The organism is Paenarthrobacter sp. NPDC092416 (assembly GCF_044755025.1).
In the GTDB taxonomy this organism is placed as follows: domain Bacteria; phylum Actinomycetota; class Actinomycetes; order Actinomycetales; family Micrococcaceae; genus Arthrobacter.
On the sequence record NZ_JBIVQG010000011.1, the window covers coordinates 38,885 to 58,176 of the forward strand.

Genomic DNA, 19,292 nt, shown 5'->3' on the forward strand with positions numbered 1-19,292 from the left:
TGTTGTGTGGCTGGTTGGTTCTGCGATGCCCTCAGGCGGCCCGGCTGACTGCGGCCTCGGCCAACTGGCGGAGGGCGGTCAGCGGCAATTCGGCCAAGGGGAGTCGCTCCAAAGCTGAAAAAGCCTTGTCGCTGAGTTCCGCGATCAGGGACTCGGTGGCATCGAGGGCGCCGCACTCCACAATAATTTGACGAATCTCTGAAACTTCTACTTCGCCGAGGGCCTGGTTGCCCAGCATGCGGTCAATATAGGCAGACTCTGCGGCCGGTGCCTGGTTGATGGCAAATCCAACCAACACAGTGCGCTTGCCTTCACGGAGGTCGTCGCCTGCCGGCTTGCCAGTGGTCTCGGGATCACCGAAGACTCCCAAAACATCGTCCCGCAATTGGAAAGCCTCGCCGAGCGGCAACGAAAACGCGGAATATCCGTCGAGCAGTTCAGGCGATGCGCCGGCAAGCGCTCCACCCAAAGCCAGCGGGTGTTCAGTGGAGTATTTGGCTGATTTGTAGCGGATGATCGATTTGGCGCGGTCAACGGCACCTGAACGGTCGCGAACAGGGCCCGCTACCTCTTCAAGGATGTCCAGGTACTGGCCTGCCATCACTTCGGCGCGCATGAGATTGAAAATTCGCCGCGACTGGCTTCCGGCGGCTGCGCGGGGTCCGATCTGCGTAAAGGATTCCTCGCTGAAGGAGAGGCACAGATCTCCGGTCAGGATGGCAGCTGCGTGTCCGAACCGCTCGTTGTCCAGGGCCCAACCGTTCATTTCGTGCAACTGGCTGAAGCGACGGTGCACGCTGGGACCGCCCCGGCGTGTGTCCGAGCGGTCAATGATGTCGTCGTGGATGAGAGCTGCGGCTTGGAACAATTCGAGGGCACAGCCGGCGGTGACGATCTCGGCATCGCCGGAATCACCACCCGCTCCGCGCCAGCCCCAGTAGCACATGAGTGCCCGCAGCCGCTTACCTCCGGTTACCAGGTTCGATATCGATCCCATGAGCGGAGCGACATCGGGAGAAATGGTCGCCATGATTTCCTGCTGTTCGGACAGGAAATCGTTCAGCTTTCCAGCAACTCCGGCAATGAATTCTGTTTGCTCCGCGTGGAGTTGCGCGTCGGCCGTCACTTGACGGACCCGGCAGCCACATTGGCGCCGATAGTGAACGTGGACACACCTTCTTTCTGGCGTACAGAAAGATTGACGGTTTCACCGTCACCTCGGATGAAGTCGATGGACGTGATATTGCCCACGGCTTCCGGCCCGGGCACGACTTTGAACCCTTGTGCTTCAAGGGAGGCCTTGTAATAGTCGACCACACCCTCCGGCGGCGCCTTGATGGTGCCAACCAAGGCAACGGTAGCCGGTGAGACGTTCTTGTCGAAGCTGCTTGAACGCACTGAGGTCTTGGGCATCACCGGGATAAGTTGCTCAGGGAAGCCCTGCACAAGGGCGCCCACCGTGGCGGTTGCTCCCGGGACAGGTGACGTCGCGGACGAGGCGCCGTTGGATGGCTGGGCTGAGGCAGTGCCGGATGCTGTGGAACTCGAGGCCGCACTGGTGTCGCCAGCGGATGGCGTAGACGATCCACTGGGCGTGGGTGTGCAGGCGGAGACTGCTACGGCGACACTCGCTGCGAGCAGGGCAAACCCTCTCGATTGAGGAGTTCCGAAGAGCTTCACAGGGGTATCCTTCCTTGGGCTGACGCCGGACTGTTCCTCCAGTTTAGTCAGTGCCCGGGCATAGTATTGCCGTTGTGAGATCGGATGCATCAGCCGGCGCCCAGGGCGGTGGACACGAGCCGGCCCGCAGCGCCGGGGATGTGCTGCGGGAACTCCGGCGAACCAGCATCCTGCACGTCGACATGGACGCGTTTTTCGTTTCCGTTGAACTTCGCAGTCGTCCGGATCTTCGAGGCAAGCCGGTCATTGTTGGCTTCCCAGCGGAGCGCTCCGTGGTCTTGTCGGCCTCCTATGAGGCCAGGGCTAGTGGGGTGAAATCGGCGATGCCCATGGCCGTTGCCATGCGCATGTGTCCAGCCGCGGTGATTATCAATCCACGGCACAAGCTCTATTACGAGGTTTCCGCGCAACTAATGGAGATCTTCGCATCCATCACCGAACTAGTGGAACCCCTCAGCGTGGACGAAGCATTCCTGGACGTTGGGGGCGCTATCCGCCGGCTCGGAACACCGTTCGAGATCGGACAGCTGATTCGGCGTCGGGTTCAGGCCGAACTCGGTATCACAGCGTCCGTGGGCATCGCCTCCACCAAATTTGTGGCGAAGATCGCATCAACCCGCTGCAAGCCGGATGGCATTCTCATGATTGAAGCAGGCCAGTCAGTTCCGTATTTGCACAGCCTTCCCGTCAACGCTCTCTGGGGTGTGGGAGGGAAAACGGCAGAAGTGCTGGCGCGACTAGGCATTCGCACGGTTGCGGATGTGGCAGCTACGCCTGTGGCGTCGCTGAAAAAGGTTCTTGGCGCTGGTGGTGAGCATGTGCATCGTTTGTCCATGGGAATCGATCCGCGGCCCGTTACGCCTACGCGGCTCGAGAAGAGCATCGGTGCGGAAGAGACGTTCGCGGTGGACACCGGAGACGACTCGTTGCTGCACAGGGAACTGTTGCGTCTCTCGCATCGGACTGCCGCGCGCCTTCGTAGTTCGGGGATGCTGACTCGCACCATCGCGCTGAAGTTGCGGTATTCCGATTTCTCCACGGTCACGCGCAGCAAGACGCTCCACACCCCGGTGGATAGTGCGCAGTTGATTTATCAGGTGGCCGTGCAATTGCTGGAGTCCCTGGGTGGCCGATCCTTGAGCGTCAGGCTTGTGGGGGTGAGGGCGGAGCAATTGGAGCCCACGGGGCAGACCTCAGTGCAACTCAGCTTCGATCGCCGTGACGACAATTGGCGGGCGGCTGAGCAGGCCCTGGACCGCGTGGCGGAGCGATTTGGGTCCAAAACGCTCATTCCCGCCCGGCTCCTCGAGCCGGGAAAGCCCCTTGATGGCGAATGACCCGAAGAGGCGGCTGCAGGGCCGGGGTGCGCGTCTTTCAGAACCGCGTCCGACAAACTATCCTAGTTACTACAGAGATTTAGATCGTCTGGACAAACTGTTCGCTGAACAGTGGATTCCGGAGTGCCCCCTGAACACAGGGAAGTTTTCCGGGAACGCTTTTCACGGCCCGATCGTTCTTGAAAAAGACGCACAGGCCGCGATTCGTCCAGACGCTGGCTGACTAAAGGAGGTCGCGATGCCCCTCTCGGAGCACGAACAGAAGCTGCTTGAGCAACTCGAGAAGCAGCTTCATGAGGACGATCCGAAGTTTGCCAACACCATGGGTTCGGATCCCATCCGCAGCTGGTCCACACGACACGTGATTATTGGTGTCCTCGGCGCCATTGTCGGCATCCTCCTATTGCTCGTTGGTGTGTCACTTCAGATGATTCCCGTGGGTGTATTGGGCTTTGTCATCATGGGTGCGGGGGTGTACTTCGCCACACTTCGCGGAGCAGCCTTCGGCAAGTCCCGCGCGGGCAAGCCTGGCAAGACAAAGTCCAAGAGTTCATTCATGAGCAATCTTGAAGAACGGTGGGATGAGCGGCGCCGCGACGACAATTGATGGCACGGGGTTGTGCCTTGACGTCACCAGACCCTAGCGTGCCGCTGAGCGCCCTCAAGACCTCTGCTCGACCGTAGTGAGATTGCCCCTGAGCCATCAGGGGACACAAAAAGACCCGCTTGGCGGGTCTTTTCGCGTTAAGAGCGGACGACTTCGTGTGCCTGGGATGCTGCCCACTTCCCACCCCCACTTCCCACCCCGCGCTCCACTTCCCACCCCGTGCTCCATTTCGCACACCGTGCGGCCCGGCAGCGCTGCTTCCTGACCCTCTTTGCCGCCGAAACGGGTGGTTTTCCGGCGATTTGGGGCTGTTTTGTGGTCAAACAGGGTCGTGGCGGCGCGGTCCAGCCGCATGATCCCCGCCACACCCTGGAATCCGCACACCGTCCTCCATTTCGCACCCTGTGCTCCACTTCCCACCCCGTGCGGCCCGGCAGCGCTGCTTCCTGACCCTCTTTGCCGCCGAAACGGGTGGTTTTCCGGCGATTTGGGGCTGCTTTGCGGTCAAACAGGGTCGTGGCGGCGTGGTCCAGCCGCATGATCCCCGCCACACCCTGGAATCCCCACGCCATCCTCCACTTCCCGCCTCAGCCAGCATTCCGCGTCATTGCTGCGTTCTGGAAACTCAAAGTGGTGGAGAAACACCCCGTGGCGCGTTGACTGTGGTGCGTTGTGGAGTAAAGTGGAGCGCGTAAGAGGGTAGTGGCGACGTTTGGGATTTTCGGGCACCTTGACTGAGGGGCGGTGGGCCGGTGTTTCTTGGCACCCATTCGCCTCGTCTCGATGAAAAGGGCCGGATCATCCTTCCAGCGAAGTTCCGCGAGGAGCTTGCCGAGGGGCTGGTCCTCACCAGGGGCCAGGAACGCTGCATCTACGTCTTCAGCCAGAAGGAATTCGAACGCATTCACGAGTCCATGCGGGAGGCGCCACTGTCCTCCAAGCAGGCTCGTGACTACATCCGGGTCTTCTTGTCTGGAGCCTCTGACGAGATACCTGACAAGCAGGGGCGCGTGACGATTCCGCCGGCGCTCCGGGCTTACGCGGGACTCGGTCGGGAATTGGCGGTCATCGGTGCCGGTACCCGTGCAGAGATCTGGGATGCCGAGGCTTGGAACGAGTACCTCGCAGAGAAAGAAGCTTCCTTCTCTGAAACAGACGATGACAATCTGCCCGGGTTTCTCTAACTGGACGGATGGGGCAGCAGCCCCGGTTCTTGGACGGGATCTCCAGCCGCCCATCGAACGGCTTTCCTGGCTCAACTTCCCCTGAGCCAGGCCGGCGGGACGATAGGCGCGGATGGGGATCCGGCCCAAGAAACAGAAGGCAAGCGATTCAGGAAAGAGGAGGCAGCGTGGAAGAGCAGGACGCGGCAAAGCCCACATCGGAGCGACACGTGCCCGTCCTGAAAGACCGCTGCATCAACCTGCTCGCCCCCGGCTTTGAGGCTGCGCGCAGCCGCGGAGAGACACCCGTGGCCATCGACGCGACACTGGGCATGGGTGGGCATTCCGAGGCGATGCTGCAACGCTTCCCCGATCTTCACCTCGTGGGCATCGACCGCGACGAGGAGGCACTTGCCCTGGCCGGCGCGCGCCTGGAGAAGTTCTCGGATCGCACGGACCTGGTCCATGCCGTATACGACGAGATCGAGGACGTCCTTGCAGATCTTGGCATCCCGGAAGTCCACGGCATCCTGATGGACTTGGGCGTTTCCTCGCTGCAACTGGATGAACGGGAGCGTGGCTTCGCCTATTCGTACGATGCGCCGTTGGACATGCGGATGGATACCAGCCGTGGACAGACTGCAGCGGACGTCGTCAACAACTACAGCGAAGACGAACTGGTTCGTATCATCCGCAAGTGGGGCGAAGAGAAGTTTGCGGGCAGGATTGCCAACCGGATCGTGAATGCACGTGCGGAAAAGCCGTTTGCAACCACCGGTGAGCTGGTGGAGCAGATACGTAGCGTGGTTCCGGCCGCGGCTGCGAAGAGCGGCGGGCATCCGGCCAAACGGACTTTCCAAGCACTGCGGATCGAGGTCAACGAGGAGCTCGACGTTCTGGAACGAGCCGTTCCCGCAGCGGTGGCTGCCACGGCCATGGGCGGCAGGGTGGTGGTGATGTCCTACCACTCTTTGGAAGACAAGATCGTGAAGTCGTTCTTCCAGGCAGGCTCGAAGTCCTCCGCGCCACTCGGATTTCCCGTCGAACTCGAAGAACACAAACCTGAATTGAAAACACTGACCAAGGGCACTGAGGTGCCCACGGCCGCAGAAATCGCAGAGAACCCCCGTGCGGCGTCCGCCCGGCTAAGGGCTGTGGAGCGCATCAAACCGAGGAGAGAAGCATGAGCAACGCCGCAGCGAAGACCCTGCCCTCCGTTGTCGGCAACACGGCCAGGGCTCTTCCGGCTCCCAGCGGAAAGCCCGACGCCGGACGCAAGTCGCGTACGCCGCTCGCTCTTGTGCGCAGCACCCCTGGCAAGCGCCGGACCCCGTTTGTTGTCTTGTGCTTCGTCGCACTTGCCGCTGCGCTTCTGACCGTCCTTGTCCTGAACATTTCTGTCTCGACGGCGCAGTATGAATTGGTGCAGCTGAAGTCCGAGGCGGCCACCCTGAACAAGGAAAACCAGGATCTGACACAGAAGAAGCAGAACTTCGAAGCTCCGCAGAATCTTGCCGCGAAGGCTGCAGAATTGGGAATGGTAACTTCCACCGTCAAAGGCCAGATCAACCTGGACACCCTGACGGTCACCGGAAAGGCAACTCCTGCGGTCAAGGGGGATAACCCTGTGGCCCTGATTGCTCCTCCGGCTGTTGCGGGCCAGCTTGATGTCGTACCTTCGGAGACCACCAAGGAACCGTTGGAAAACCTGAAACCGGCCACGCCGGTAACACCTTCGGCAAACACGGTAACGCCTCAAACACCCGCGGCGAACTCTGCGGCTCCGGCCGTCCCGCCGGTTGAACTTCATGGGGGATCGGTCCCGGCCCCCCAGCAGAAGACACCCGGGCAATAGCCCTTAGTCCACGAAGCAAGGCCAGCAGCAAGGAATCAACGTGGTACAAAACCCCGGCAAATCGAAAACAACGAAAGCGCCGGCGGCCAGGAAACGGCTCCGTGTTGGCCTCGGCATCATGCTGACACTGCTGCTGGTGGTCGGCGGCAAGCTCTTCATGGTGCAGGGCCTTGACGTGGGCGGCATGGCGGAGGCCGCGCTGGCCAGCAGGCTTACCCCTCAGGATCTGCCGGCCGAGCGGGGGCAGATCCTCGACGCCAACGGCACGGTGTTGGCCAGTAGTGTGATCCGCTACAACATCGTGGTGGATCAGGTCCAGAACACCAACACGGCCAGCTTCAAACGGTTCAACGAGAAAACCGAAGAAGTGGACGATATTCCGAGGGACCAGGGGATCACCGAGCTCGCTACTTTGCTGGGCGCTGACGTCGAGAAGATCCGGTCCTCCCTGACGGGTGACAAGAAGTACTTTGTGGTGGCCCGGGACGTCAAACCCGAGCTTGAAGACCGTATCGCCAAGCTAAGCATCCCCGGCATTGCTGCCGAGGGAGTCAGCAAGCGCGTCTACCCCAATGGCAGCGTGGCCGGTGGAGTGGTTGGCTTCCTTCAGGACGGCACCACCGGACAGGCCGGGATAGAGCAAACGCAGGACGAACTGTTGCGCGGCACCAACGGAAAGCGCGTCTTCGAAATCGGCGCCGACGGACTTCGCATCCCCGTCGCCACGGACGAGCTGACGCCCGCCGTGGACGGAACCGATGTGCGATTGACCATCAATACCGACATCCAGTACTTCGCCCAGCAGGCCATTCAAAGCCAAGTGAACAAATTGAGCGCTGAGTGGGGCGTCATCATCGTCATGGACGTCAAGACAGGCAACCTCATCGCCTTGGCAGATACCAACGCCCCGGACCCCAACGATCCGGGCAAGGTGGATGCCAAGGACCGCGGCGTGCGTTCAGTGACAGCAGCCTACGAGCCCGGATCCGTGGAGAAGATGATTACCGCCGCAGCGGTGATTGAGGAGGGAAAGTCCAACCCCCTTGATCACTTCACGATCCCGCCTTCCTATGTGATCGACGGTCAGGAGTTTACGGACGCCTTTGAACACGGCACCGAAGAACGCACTCTAGCGGGGATCCTTGGCTGGTCCATGAACACGGGCACGGTCATGGCAGGCAGCCGCCTGAGCAAGGAGCAGCGGTATGACTGGCTCCGCAAGTTTGGGATCGGCGAGGCGCCGGACATCGGGCTACCGGCAGAGGCCAAGGGCATCCTGGCTACGCCGGATCAGTGGGATGACCGCCAGCAATACACGGTGCTGTTCGGCCAGGGTGTTTCCCAGTCAACGCTGCAAACAGTGCGTGCGTACCAGAGCATCGCCAACGACGGCGTGATGCTGCAGCCGCGGCTCATTGACAGCTACATCACTCCGGAGGGCGAGGAACAGAAGGTTCCGGCCAAAGAGCCGCGTCAGGTGGTGTCCAATGAAACGGCGCAGCAGGTGCAGGACATTCTGGAAAGCGCCGTCACGGAGGGGCAGATCAAGGACGCAGCGATCGACGGCTACCGGGTGGGGGCCAAGACCGGAACATCACAGGCTCCTCGTGAAGATGGCTTGCCCGGCTTCGACGGTTTCACGGCCTCCATGGTGGGCATGGCACCCATGGATGACCCACGATTCATTGTTGAAGTTGTCCTCCAGCGGCCCAAGGGAAGCATCTACGGCATCACCAACGGACCAGTGTTCCGGTCTGTTATGGGACAGGTACTGCGGACCTACAACGTCCCCCCGTCCACTGGGACCCCCGCGCGCCTTCCGCAGTTCGTCAAGTAAGCTTCTTGGGCGTCTGTTCGGCCAAAAATTCGATCCACTTACCCAGGCATGGACGCCGCTGGCTTCCATGCCGGTAGTTCCACGAGCACCAATGGAGAACCACGTGTCAGACCACTATGAGGCCGCTTCCACCGCCACACCGCCGGAGTCCGGCAGATCCGGCTTCAGGCCGGAGTCCGTGGCGTCGGTGCCCCTGGCAACCATCGCGGAAGCCCTGGGAGTGGCCGTTCCGGAGGATGGCAAGGACAGGGGCGTGACAGGCATCTCGCTGAATTCCCGAGCCATCGAGGCCGGGGATGTCTATATGGCTTTGCCCGGCGCCACACGCCATGGTGCCGACTTCGTTCCGCAGGCCGTGGCCGCCGGGGCCGTCGCCGTGGTGACGGACGACGCCGGGGCACGCCAGCTTGCGCTGGCAGGCGAGCAGCCCGTTCCGGTACTGATCGTCGACGAGCCGCGTACCGCCGTCGGACGTCTGGCCGCGCTCATCTACCGCAGCCAGCCTGACGACGGCGGGTTCCCCACGCTGTTCGGTGTCACAGGCACCAACGGAAAGACCACCACCACCTACTTCATCAACTCGCTCCTGCGGGCCGTGGGCAAGACCCCCGGCCTCATTGGCACCATCGAGATCCTGGCCGGGGCGGAGCCCATTCCCAGTCTCCTGACGACGCCGGAGTCAACGGATGTCCACGCATTGCTTGCCCTGATGCGGGAGCGCGGCCTGGATGCAGCATCCATGGAGGTTTCGTCCCACGCAGTGTCCTACCACCGGGTGGACGGGGTGATGTTCAACGTGGCCGGCTTCACGAATCTCACCCAGGACCACCTGGACCTGCACGGAAGCATGGAGGAGTACTTCCGCACCAAGGCGGAACTGTTTACGTCGGGAAGGGCGCGCCAAGCCGTCGTGACCATTGACGACGTGTGGGGACGTCGATTGGCGCAGCAGGCAGACGTGCCGGTTGTCACGCTCTCGGCGAACGCGACCCTCGCCGACGCTGGCGCCGATTGGCGGGTTGAGTCGGCGGCGGCACGTGGCTTGGGGACCGACTTCCAGTTGCGTCACCGTGACGGCCGTGTCCTCCACATCCACACCGGACTTCCAGGCGATTTCAATGTTGCGAATGCTGCCCTGGCCGCCCTGATGGTGTTGACCTCAGGTGTTGACCTCGATGAGCTCCAAGCCGCCCTTGACGCGCACGACCCCTTCACGGTTTCCGTTCCGGGACGCATGCAGTTGGTCTCCACCGCGCCTGCGGCAATCGTTGATTTCGCGCACAACCCGGACGCGCTGGCCCGCGCCCTTGAGGCCGTCCGCTCCGCTGAAGAAGGCTCCAAAGTCATCGTGGTATTTGGTGCTACCGGCCAGCGTGACCAAGGCAAACGTCCCACCATGGGTGCGATCGCGGCGCGGCTTGCCGACGTTGTGATCGTGAGCGACGACGACCCCCATGACGAAGACGCGGCAGCCATTCGCGCCGAGGTCCTCGCCGGCGCCCACGCGGCCCGGGAGGCCGAAGACCTTGCCAGCGAGATCATCGAGTCATTCCCGAGGGACGCGGCGATTCGGCTGGCTGTGGACATGGCCACAGCCAAGGACACCATCCTCATCGCCGGACGCGGGCACGAGGTCTGGCAGGAGGTCAAAGGGGTGAACCTTGCCCTGGATGACCGGGTTGAGCTCCGTGCCGCCTTGACATCCAAGGGATTCAGCGTTTCATCGGACCAGCGGATAGAGTCCTAAACCGAGATGATTGCACTAACTGCGGCGGAAATCGCCAACATCACCCATGGCCGACTGACCGGAGACGGGGACATCGTGCCCAGCTCCGTTGTCACTGATTCCCGGGAATCGACAGCTGGCTCCCTGTACGTGGCAAAGCCCGGTGAGCACGCCGATGGCCACGACTTCGTCGACGCCGCCTTCGAGCGCGGCGCTGTCCTGGTCCTGGCCGAGCGGGAAGTCGCCGATGCCAACGGCCGCCCGTATCCCGCCGTCGTTGTTGAGGATGCAGTCCTTGCCATGGGCGCCCTTGCCGCCGAGGCGGTTCGTCGGATCCGGGCTTTGCGTGCGGAGCGGAATGCGGAATTCACCGTTATCGGGATCACCGGTTCGGCGGGAAAGACCACCACCAAGGACCTCCTGGCAGGCGTGCTCGCCACTGCCGGGCCCACGGTTGCTCCGCAGGGTTCGTACAACGGCGAAGTGGGCGTTCCGCTGACGGTTTTCTCCGCCGATGCCTCCACGCGGTTCCTTGTTATCGAGATGGGCGCCACGGGGCTTGGCCACATCAAGTACCTCGCGGACATGGTGAAGCCGGATATCGGGGTTGTCCTCGGTGTTGGCACCGCGCACGCCGGTGAATTCGGTGGAGTGGAGAACATCGCCAAGACCAAGGGTGAACTGGTCGAGGCGCTGGGTGAGCGCGGCACAGCGATCCTTAACCTTGACGACTCCCGTGTGGCAGCGATGAAGTCGCGCACCACGGCCCGGATTCTTGGCTTCACTGCCTCCGGCGCCACCACCGAGGAAGTGGAAGCGCGGAACGTTGTGGTGAACGCCCAGGGCCACCCTGACTTTGACCTTGTACTGCCCGACGGCGGTCCCTCCGTTGAGGTGCGAAGCCGCCTGATCGGAGGTCACCACGTGACCAACTTGCTGGCCGCAGCCGCCGCAGCGTTTGCCGCCGGTATCTCCGCACCCGCGATTGCCGCCTCGCTCAGCTCCCAGTCCGCCGCCAGCCGTTGGCGCATGGAACGAACTGAACGTCCCGACGGCGTCACCATCATCAATGACGCTTACAATGCCAACCCCGAGTCGATGCGGGCCGCACTGCGGACCCTCGCAGATCTTGGACAGGGGCGGCGCACCTGGGCGGTCTTGGGCGCGATGCTTGAACTCGGTGAAGACTCCATCCGGGAGCACACCGCCGTTGGCACCCAAGTGGTACGCCTGAACATCTCCCGGCTTGTAGTTGTGGGCAGGGAAGCCCGGGCCATGTACATCTCAGCCATCCAGGAGGGGTCATGGGGTGACGAATGCGTGTTCACGGAGAACGCAGAGGAAGCCTACGAACTCCTGCAAAGGGAGCTGCAGCCCGGGGATCTTGTCCTGTTCAAGTCGTCGAACGGCGTTGGGCTGCGGCACTTGGGTGATCGGATAGCATTACCCCCACGGGCCGAGTCCACCGGGGAAAACGCGGCTGAATCCGCCGCAATCGAAGGGAACGAGCTGCAGTGATTGCACTTTTGATCGGCGCCGGCGTCGCTCTCCTGGTGGCCCTCATAGGGACACCGCTTTTCATCAGGTTCCTGGTGGCCAAGAGTTATGGCCAGTTCATCCGCGACGACGGACCTACCTCGCACCACACCAAGCGCGGCACCCCAACCATGGGTGGCACGGTGGTGGTGGCGGCTGTGCTGATCAGTTACTTCGTCACACACCTCATCATGTGGATGATGAATCCACGATCTCCGGGACCATCCGCATCGGGCTTGCTGTTACTTTTCCTGATGGTGGGCATGGGCTTCGTGGGATTCCTGGATGACTACATCAAGATTTCCAACAAGCGCAGCCTGGGCCTGAACGCCCGGGCAAAACTCATCCTGCAGGCCGCCGTTGGCATCATCTTTGCTGTCCTCGTGCTGCAGTTCCCGAACGAGGATGGTCTGCGTCCGGCCTCCACTCAGATCTCACTGGTGCGTGATATTCCGTGGCTGGATCTTGCCTTCGGCGGCACGGTCCTGGGCGCCATACTCTTCGTTGTATGGTCCAACCTGATCATCACGGCTGCCACCAACGGCGTGAACCTGACCGATGGCCTTGACGGCCTCGCGGCCGGCGCCTCCATCATGGTGTTTGGGGCCTACACGATCATGGGCATCTGGCAGAACAACCAGGCGTGTGGATCACCACGGGAAGCCGGTAGCGGCTGCTACCAAGTGCGGGACCCGATGGACTTGGCACTTCTTGCCGCGATCCTCAGCGCGGCCCTTGTGGGCTTCCTGTGGTGGAATACGTCGCCGGCCAAGATCTTCATGGGGGACACCGGATCCCTCGCCATTGGCGGCGCTGTAGCCGCCTTTGCGATTCTTTCCCGCACCGAACTCCTGCTGGCATTCATTGGTGGGCTCTTCGTCCTGATTACGCTTTCAGTCATCATCCAGGTCGGGTTCTTCAAACTCACCGGTGGAAAGCGCGTCTTCAAGATGGCTCCGCTCCAGCACCACTTCGAACTCAAGGGCTGGGCGGAGGTCACTGTGGTGGTCCGGTTCTGGATCCTCGCCGGACTTTTCGTGGCCGCCGGCTTGGGAATCTTCTACGCTGAATGGGTGGTGCTGCTGTGAACGGAAACCCGGAGACGACGCCGTCAGGCAACGATCGGCTGAAGGACCTGACCAGTTGGGATGCCGACTGGAACGGACTGCGCGTGGTGGTGACCGGCATTGGCGTGTCCGGATTTGCTGCCGCGGATACCCTCATCGAACTGGGCGCCAAAGTGGTGGTGGTGGATGCTGCCACTACGGCGAAGGCCAAGGCGCAGGCGGACACGTTGAAAATCGTTGGTGCAGTGGATGTGCTGCTCGGCGAGGAATCCGTCAATGTCCTTCCATTGATCGATGGCGAAAAGCCCGAACTGGTGGTGACCTCGCCCGGGTGGCGCCCGGACCAAGCCCTGTTGGCAGCTGCCAAGCGCAAGCACATTCCGGTGTGGGGCGACGTCGAACTGGCATGGCGGCTGAGGACCCGGGAAGGCCGGAAGACGGCCGACTGGCTGACCATCACCGGTACGAACGGTAAGACCACCACGGTGGGGATGACCGAGTCGATGTTGCAGGCCGCCGGCCTCAAGGCGATCGCAGTGGGAAACGTTGGAACCCCCATCCTGGACGCACTGAGGGACCCGGTGGACTACGACGCTTTCGCTGTGGAACTGTCCAGCTTCCAACTCCATTGGAGCCACTCGTTGTCTCCCGTGGCCAGCGTGTGCCTCAACGTCGCCGAGGACCATGTGGATTGGCACGGCTCCTACACGTCGTACTTGGCCGACAAGGCCAAGGTCTACGCCAACACCCAAAAAGCGGCCATCTACAACGCCGAACAGATCGAAACCGAACGCATGGTGGAGAACGCGGATGTCGTGGAAGGCTGCCGGGCCATCGGGTTCACCACTTTGACGCCGGCCATCAGCATGCTCGGGGTGGTGGACGGGCTCCTGGTTGACCGTGCGTTCATCGCAGAACGCAAGGATTCGGCTGCCGAACTGGCTGCGATGACTGACCTTGGGCCCGTGGCCCCCCGCCACATGGTGGCGAATGCGTTGGCCGCCGCGGCATTGGTTCGTGCCTACGGCGTGGAGGCTTCTGCCGTGAAGCAGGGATTGGCGAACTACCTTCCCGGTGCGCACCGCATCCAGTCCGTGGCCAAGCACAACGACATCTTGTGGGTCAACGACTCCAAAGCCACCAATCCGCACGCTGCATCTGCGGCACTCTCGGCGTTCCGGAACGTCGTCTGGATTGCCGGCGGACTCTCCAAGGGCGTTAACTATGACGACCTCGTCAAGGAGCACGCCCCCAGGCTTAAAGCTGTCGTCCTGATTGGCACTGATACGGACGCCCTTGAGGCCTCCCTCCAGCGACACGCACCGGATGTCCCGGTGATCGCCCAGCCCAAGGGCGACACTGAAAGGGTGCAGACCGCAGCAGGTACCGCCGCTTCGCCGATTTTTGGTGAGACCATCATGGCCCAGGCCGTGGCGTCGGCAGCCAGCGTAGCAGTGTCAGGTGACACCGTTCTCATGGCCCCGGCGGCTGCATCCATGGATCAGTTCTCTTCCTACGCTCACCGTGGCGACGCTTTCATCCAGGCAGTTCGCGAGCTCGTGGAAGGGCAGGCACAGACCACCGAGGAGTAACAATGGTCAGCACGCCCACCCGCACCCGCGGCAAAGAGCCCCGGGACGGGAAAGCCAAAGCCGGACAGGCCAAAGGCAAACAGCCCACCGGACTCCGCGGGCACCTGCGGAATTTCTGGGACGGTGTGGAGGGCAAGGGCAAAGCGCCAAACAGCTCCACGTATTACCTGATCCTCGGATGTGCCTTGGCCCTCACGGCCATCGGCATCATGATGGTGCTCTCGGCGTCCAGCGTCGAAGCGATTTCCGAAGGCAAGTCGCCTTATGGGGACGCCATGAAGCAGGCCATGTTCGGCGCCATGGGACTCATTGGGATGTATGCCATCTCAAGGACCAACGTGAACTGGATGAAAAAGCTGTCCTGGTGGGGGCTTGGCAGTGTCATTGTCCTGCTGGTGCTGGTCCAGGTTTTCGGACGCAGCGTGAACGGCAACAAGAACTGGATCGACCTCGGAGGCGTCACACTCCAGCCGTCCGAGATTGCCAAGCTGGCGCTCTGTATCTGGATCGCCGCCGTCCTGGCACGCAAGGAGAAGTTGCTGCACCGTTGGTGGCATGTGATCATCCCTGTCATTCCCGGAGCAGGGCTGGTCATTGTGCTGGTCATGCTGGGCAACGACCTCGGCACCGTGATCGTCATCGCCGTCATCGTGGCGGCAGGCCTCTTCTTCGCCGGAGTTCCTACACGAATGCTGTTGATAGCTGGCGCCGTTGCCGCTGTGGGAGCGACCGTGGCCACCGCCAGCAGCTCCAACCGCATCTGTCGCATCACGTCATGGTTGGGGAACGCGTCCACTGCCTGCACCGAACAGTTCGACTTCACATTTCAATCGACCAATGGAATGTATGGATTGGCGCAGGGGAGCTGGACAGGCTTGGGGCTCGGGCAGAGCCGGCAGAAATACAACTGGCTTCCCGAAGCCCACAACGACTTCATCTTCGCCATCATCGGTGAGGAACTTGGACTCGTGGGCACCATTGTGGTGTTGGTGCTCTTCGCGATCCTGGGCATCGCCATCTTCCGGGTGGTCATCAGGCAAACAGACCCGTTCCAGCGCACGCTGGCCGGTGGCATCATGGTGTGGTTGCTCGGCCAAGCCAGCATGAACATGGCGGTTGTGACGCAGTTGCTGCCTGTGATCGGTGTCCCGTTGCCTTTCATTTCCTATGGTGGTTCAGCACTGGTGATGTCGCTGTGCGGTGTGGGCGTAGTGTTGTCTTTGGCCCGTGGCCAGTTGCCTGCGCAGCACCGCCCCAGACTGTTGCCGCGTCGTTTCTCCAAGACCGCACGAAAGCGTAAATAGCCCTTCATGACTTCCGATTCCATCGCCTCCAAACCTTTGTCTGTCGTCCTCGCCGGTGGCGGAACGGCGGGGCATATCAGCCCGTTGCTGGCCATCGCCGACGCCATCAAGGCCAAAAGCCCGGGGGCAGCGATCCTTGCTGTGGGCACACCGTCAGGCATGGAGACACGTTTGGTCCCTGCAGCAGGCTACGAGCTGGCCACCATCGACCGCGTCCCGTTTCCCCGGAGGCCCTCGCTGGACCTCCTCAAGCTACCCGGCCGCCTCGCCGGCGCGGTGAAGCAGGCCGGCCGCATTCTCGACGACGCCCGCGCAGATGTGCTGGTCGGCGTCGGCGGCTACGTTTGCACGCCTATGTACCTCGCTGCCCGCAAGCGGAGGATCCCGATCGTGATCCACGAGGCGAACATGCGCGCCGGCCTGGCCAACCGCGTGGGTGCCCTTTTCAGTGAGCATGTTGCAGTCGCTTTTGCCGGTACACGGTTGCGTGGTGCCAAGCACGTCGGTATGCCCATGCGTCAGGCTATCTCGGGCTTGGACCGGCCCGCAGCGGCGTCGGCGGCCAAGGCCGCCCTGGGGCTGGACCCGCAACGCCCGGCCCTGATCGTGACGGGCGGCTCTTCTGGGGCTCTCAGTATCAACCGGGCCGTGACCGGTTCGCTGCCTGCGTTGGCTGCTGCCGGAATTCAGACTCTGCACATCACTGGCGCCGGCAAGGCGGTCCAGAATGACGACGGCGAACTGCTCGCCGCCGAGGGCTACCGCCAAGTGGAGTATGTGGATGGGATGGAGAACGTCTACGCAGCTGCCGATGTCCTGCTCGCCCGGGCCGGAGCTGCAACCGTGAGCGAAGTCGCGGCGGTGGGAGTTCCTGCGGTTTTTGTTCCCTTGCCCATAGGCAACGGTGAGCAGGCCTTGAACGCTGCCGCCCTGGTGGAGGCCGGTGGTGCGCTCCTGGTCGAGGATAAAGCACTTACGCCGGAGTGGCTCAGGTCCGAGCTCGTCCCGTTGCTGTCGGACCACAGCAGGCTTGAGCAGATGGCCCGCACATCCGAACGCCTTGGCATTAGAAACGCCGATCAGCGCATGGCTGATCTTGTCCTGGAAGCGGTATCCGCATGACGCACAGCACTGCCCACCTCGAGCGCCTTGGCCGGGTCCATTTCATTGGCATCGGCGGGGTAGGCATGTCTGCCGTTGCCCGCATCATGGTTGCCCGCGGCGTGCCCGTCAGCGGGTCCGATGCCAAGGATCTGCCCGTCATGCGTGACCTCGAAACCGCCGGTGCCCGCATAGCCGTAGGATACGACGCGGACAACCTGGGTGACGCCCAGACGATTGTGGCGGGTTCGGCCATCCGTGAAGACAACCCGGAGCTCGCTGCCGCACGGGGTGCCGGGTTGCCCGTGCTGCACCGCTCCGAAGCACTGGCTGCAACCATGGCGGGACACCGCGTCGTGACCATTGCCGGGACGCACGGCAAATCGACCACTACGTCCATGGTGGCGGTGTTGCTCAAGGAAGCGGGGCTCGACCCCTCCTTCGCTATTGGGGCCAACGTTCCGGCGCTGGGTGTGAACGCAGCCCACGGGTCCTCCGACATTTTTGTGGCCGAAGCGGACGAGTCCGACGGCTCGTTCCTCAACTACCGGCCGCTGATCGCTGTGGTGACGAATGTCGAAGCCGATCATTTGGATCACTACGGCACGGCCGAAGCCGTTTATGCTTCCTTCGACAATTTCACGGCATTGCTGCCCGCTGGCGGCGTCCTGCTTGCTTGCGCGGACGACGCAGGCGCGCGTGCTTTGGCTGAACGAACAGCTGCCACCGGAAGCACCCGCGTGCTGACCTATGGAACAGCTGACGACGCCGACATCCGGCTTCATGACGGCGGACCTGGTGACGTTTCGGTTGCCATCGACGGTGTGCGCCACAAGCTTGAACTTCAGGTCCCCGGACGCCACAACGCGCTGAACGCGGCGGCCGCGTTCGCCGTCGCGGTTGAACTGGGAGTGGCGCCGGACGCTGCCGCGGCGGCACTGGGTCACTTCACTGGGGCGTCGCGGCGCTTCGAGTTCAAGGGCCAGGGTCGCGGGGTGCGGGTGTACGACGACTATGCGCACCACCCCACAGAGGTCCGGGCTGCACTGACGGCCGCCCGTTCCGTCGCGGCCGGAAACAAGGTGCACGTCCTGTTCCAGCCGCACCTGTTTTCGAGGACCCGTGAGTTTGCCGCCGAGTTCGCGGCCGCGTTGGACCTTGCTGACACCGCCCTGGTCCTTGATATCTACCCGGCCCGTGAGGACCCCATTCCCGGGATTACGAGTTCGTTGATTGCCGACAGGCTGTCGCACGGAAGCCTGGTGGCCGGGGGCGCGGACGCTGTTGATGCCGTGGTGGCCGTTGCGGGGGAGGGCGACATCGTGCTGACGGTCGGTGCCGGTGATGTTACCTCTTATGGTCCTTTGATTGTTGGGGCATTGGGTGGCTAGCACCCGCAAGCCGACGTTCAAACCGGGGGCGGGCCGCCCTGGCCAAGGCGTGTCGCGAGGCACCGCCGAAGGGATCATCAGCGCGGAGCGTTCCGTTGAACCAGAGCAGCGCGTGGCCGCAAAGGCCGTGTCCGCAGAAAAAGCTGTCCCGGCCGGGAAAACCAACGCCCGGAACAACGTCATTGTCTTTCCGGAACCGAGGGGCCGCAGAAAGCGTCGGCTGGTGCTGTGGACTGCATCGATCGTGGTGGCATTCATCATCGCCGTCGTGGCTGGCGCCATATACTCTCCGGTCCTTGCGGTTCATACCATTACGGTCGATGGCACTTCTTTGTTGAAACCCCAGGACGTTCAGAAGGCCCTGGCCGACCTCGAGGGCAAACCGTTGCCACAGGTCAGCGAGCAGGAAATCAACGAGCTCCTCAGACCACTGGTTCAAGTTCGTTCCGCCACGATGGAAGCGCGGCCGCCGTCGGAGTTGCTGGTTCACGTCAACGAGCGTGTTCCTGTGGCTCTCCTTAAGCAGGGCGACTCGTTTGTCATGGTGGACGTCGATGGCGTCCAGCTCGGAGCCACGCAGGATGCCTCAGCGGTGCCGCTGCCGTTGATCGACGCTGGCGCTGGGGCTGCCAACACGGAACTGTTCAAGGCAATCGCGGCCGTCCTGAATACACTGCCAGCGGATGTCCTGGCCCGGATGTCAACAGCCTCTGCCAAATCCGTGGATGCAGTCGAGCTAAAATTGACGGACGGAAAGACGGTAGTGTGGGGCAATGCGGCGGACAGGGAACTGAAGGCAAAGGCACTGGAAGCACTGCTGAAAATGCCGCCGGATCCAAAGGTGCCCGTGAGCGTCTATGACGTCAGCGTGCCACGGCATCCATTTACGAAGTAAGTACAACAACACCAAGTAACAGACGGCCGGCGATGGCCTTCTTTCGCGACAATCAGGCGACACGCGCAGGCGGTCATTGCATGTGCGAAGCATAGGAAATACCGTCGCACTAGAGTTACTTGACATAACTATAACCTTCAACTAGAGGGTTAAGGTCCAAGGATTCAAGTTGGACTCGATCAGTTTCGCTATAGGACACAA

General features: G+C 62.2%; 16 protein-coding genes. 14 read left to right on the plus strand and 2 right to left on the minus strand.

Annotation, left to right across the window (positions count from 1 at the left end):
* Positions 1–31: 31 nt before the first annotated feature.
* Complete coding sequence (locus ACIQC5_RS18235) at positions 32–1,126, minus strand: polyprenyl synthetase family protein (RefSeq protein WP_400285528.1); 1,095 nt, start codon at positions 1,124–1,126, stop codon at positions 32–34.
* Entirely contained in the window at positions 1,123–1,680 is a 558-nt protein-coding gene (locus ACIQC5_RS18240) for a hypothetical protein (protein ID WP_400285530.1), read from the minus strand. Before ACIQC5_RS18240 ends, ACIQC5_RS18235 begins: the two co-directional genes overlap by 4 nt.
* A 140-nt stretch (positions 1,681–1,820) precedes the next feature.
* On the opposite strand from ACIQC5_RS18240, the gene dinB reads away from it, so the two are divergent.
* The 14 genes from dinB to ACIQC5_RS18310 all read left to right on the plus strand — a co-directional run bounded on the left by dinB (position 1,821) and on the right by ACIQC5_RS18310 (position 19,091).
* Positions 1,821–3,017, plus strand: coding sequence for a DNA polymerase IV (gene dinB / locus ACIQC5_RS18245; RefSeq protein WP_400285838.1), 1,197 nt, complete (start codon positions 1,821–1,823; stop codon positions 3,015–3,017).
* Between the two features lie 238 nt (positions 3,018–3,255).
* Complete coding sequence (locus tag ACIQC5_RS18250; protein WP_400285533.1) at positions 3,256–3,624, plus strand: DUF3040 domain-containing protein; 369 nt, start codon at positions 3,256–3,258, stop codon at positions 3,622–3,624.
* Positions 3,625–4,376: 752 nt separating this feature from the next.
* Positions 4,377–4,808, plus strand: a complete 432-nt coding sequence (mraZ, locus tag ACIQC5_RS18255) for a division/cell wall cluster transcriptional repressor MraZ (protein ID WP_400285536.1) — start codon at positions 4,377–4,379, stop codon at positions 4,806–4,808.
* Between the two features lie 167 nt (positions 4,809–4,975).
* Positions 4,976–5,974, plus strand: a complete 999-nt coding sequence (gene rsmH, locus ACIQC5_RS18260) for a 16S rRNA (cytosine(1402)-N(4))-methyltransferase RsmH (protein WP_400285538.1) — start codon at positions 4,976–4,978, stop codon at positions 5,972–5,974.
* Entirely contained in the window at positions 5,971–6,642 is a 672-nt protein-coding gene (locus ACIQC5_RS18265) for a hypothetical protein (RefSeq protein WP_400285540.1), read from the plus strand. Before rsmH ends, ACIQC5_RS18265 begins: the two co-directional genes overlap by 4 nt.
* A 40-nt stretch (positions 6,643–6,682) precedes the next feature.
* A complete protein-coding gene (locus tag ACIQC5_RS18270; protein ID WP_400285543.1) occupies positions 6,683–8,479 on the plus strand; it encodes a peptidoglycan D,D-transpeptidase FtsI family protein in 1,797 nt (598 codons plus the stop codon).
* 103 nt (positions 8,480–8,582) lie between these two features.
* Positions 8,583–10,226: a UDP-N-acetylmuramoyl-L-alanyl-D-glutamate--2,6-diaminopimelate ligase gene (locus tag ACIQC5_RS18275; RefSeq protein WP_400285546.1), complete on the plus strand. Its 1,644-nt coding sequence runs from the start codon at positions 8,583–8,585 to the stop codon at positions 10,224–10,226.
* Between the two features lie 6 nt (positions 10,227–10,232).
* On the plus strand, positions 10,233–11,723 hold the full coding sequence (gene murF, locus ACIQC5_RS18280) for a UDP-N-acetylmuramoyl-tripeptide--D-alanyl-D-alanine ligase (RefSeq protein ID WP_400285548.1): 1,491 nt from the start codon (positions 10,233–10,235) through the stop codon (positions 11,721–11,723).
* Positions 11,720–12,829, plus strand: coding sequence for a phospho-N-acetylmuramoyl-pentapeptide-transferase (gene mraY / locus ACIQC5_RS18285; RefSeq protein WP_400285550.1), 1,110 nt, complete (start codon positions 11,720–11,722; stop codon positions 12,827–12,829). Before murF ends, mraY begins: the two co-directional genes overlap by 4 nt.
* Positions 12,811–14,400 carry a UDP-N-acetylmuramoyl-L-alanine--D-glutamate ligase gene (gene murD, locus ACIQC5_RS18290; protein ID WP_400285553.1) on the plus strand — a complete coding sequence of 530 codons (1,590 nt, stop codon included), beginning with the start codon at positions 12,811–12,813 and terminating at the stop codon, positions 14,398–14,400. Before mraY ends, murD begins: the two co-directional genes overlap by 19 nt.
* A 2-nt stretch (positions 14,401–14,402) precedes the next feature.
* Entirely contained in the window at positions 14,403–15,704 is a 1,302-nt protein-coding gene (gene ftsW / locus ACIQC5_RS18295) for a putative lipid II flippase FtsW (protein WP_400285556.1), read from the plus strand.
* Positions 15,705–15,710: 6 nt separating this feature from the next.
* On the plus strand, positions 15,711–16,826 hold the full coding sequence (gene murG / locus ACIQC5_RS18300; protein WP_400285559.1) for an undecaprenyldiphospho-muramoylpentapeptide beta-N-acetylglucosaminyltransferase: 1,116 nt from the start codon (positions 15,711–15,713) through the stop codon (positions 16,824–16,826).
* Positions 16,823–18,196 (plus strand): UDP-N-acetylmuramate--L-alanine ligase, encoded by a 1,374-nt coding sequence (gene murC, locus ACIQC5_RS18305; RefSeq protein WP_400285562.1) that lies wholly within the window; start codon positions 16,823–16,825, stop codon positions 18,194–18,196. Before murG ends, murC begins: the two co-directional genes overlap by 4 nt.
* Positions 18,189–19,091, plus strand: coding sequence for a cell division protein FtsQ/DivIB (locus ACIQC5_RS18310; protein WP_400285565.1), 903 nt, complete (start codon positions 18,189–18,191; stop codon positions 19,089–19,091). The genes murC and ACIQC5_RS18310 overlap by 8 nt, the downstream gene beginning before the upstream one ends.
* The last annotated feature ends 201 nt before the right edge of the window (positions 19,092–19,292 follow it).

Bases quoted from the DNA above. Each gene is read 5' to 3' on its own strand.
- murC (WP_400285562.1), top strand. From the start codon at position 16,823: ATGACGCACAGCACTGCCCACCTCGAGCGCCTTGGCCGGGTCCATTTC.
- murG (WP_400285559.1), top strand. From the start codon at position 15,711: ATGACTTCCGATTCCATCGCCTCCAAACCTTTGTCTGTCGTCCTCGCC.
- murD (WP_400285553.1), top strand. From the start codon at position 12,811: ATGGGTGGTGCTGCTGTGAACGGAAACCCGGAGACGACGCCGTCAGGC.
- murF (WP_400285548.1), top strand. From the start codon at position 10,233: ATGATTGCACTAACTGCGGCGGAAATCGCCAACATCACCCATGGCCGA.
- ftsW (WP_400285556.1), top strand. From the start codon at position 14,403: ATGGTCAGCACGCCCACCCGCACCCGCGGCAAAGAGCCCCGGGACGGG.
- ACIQC5_RS18250 (WP_400285533.1), top strand. From the start codon at position 3,256: ATGCCCCTCTCGGAGCACGAACAGAAGCTGCTTGAGCAACTCGAGAAG.
- ACIQC5_RS18265 (WP_400285540.1), top strand. From the start codon at position 5,971: ATGAGCAACGCCGCAGCGAAGACCCTGCCCTCCGTTGTCGGCAACACG.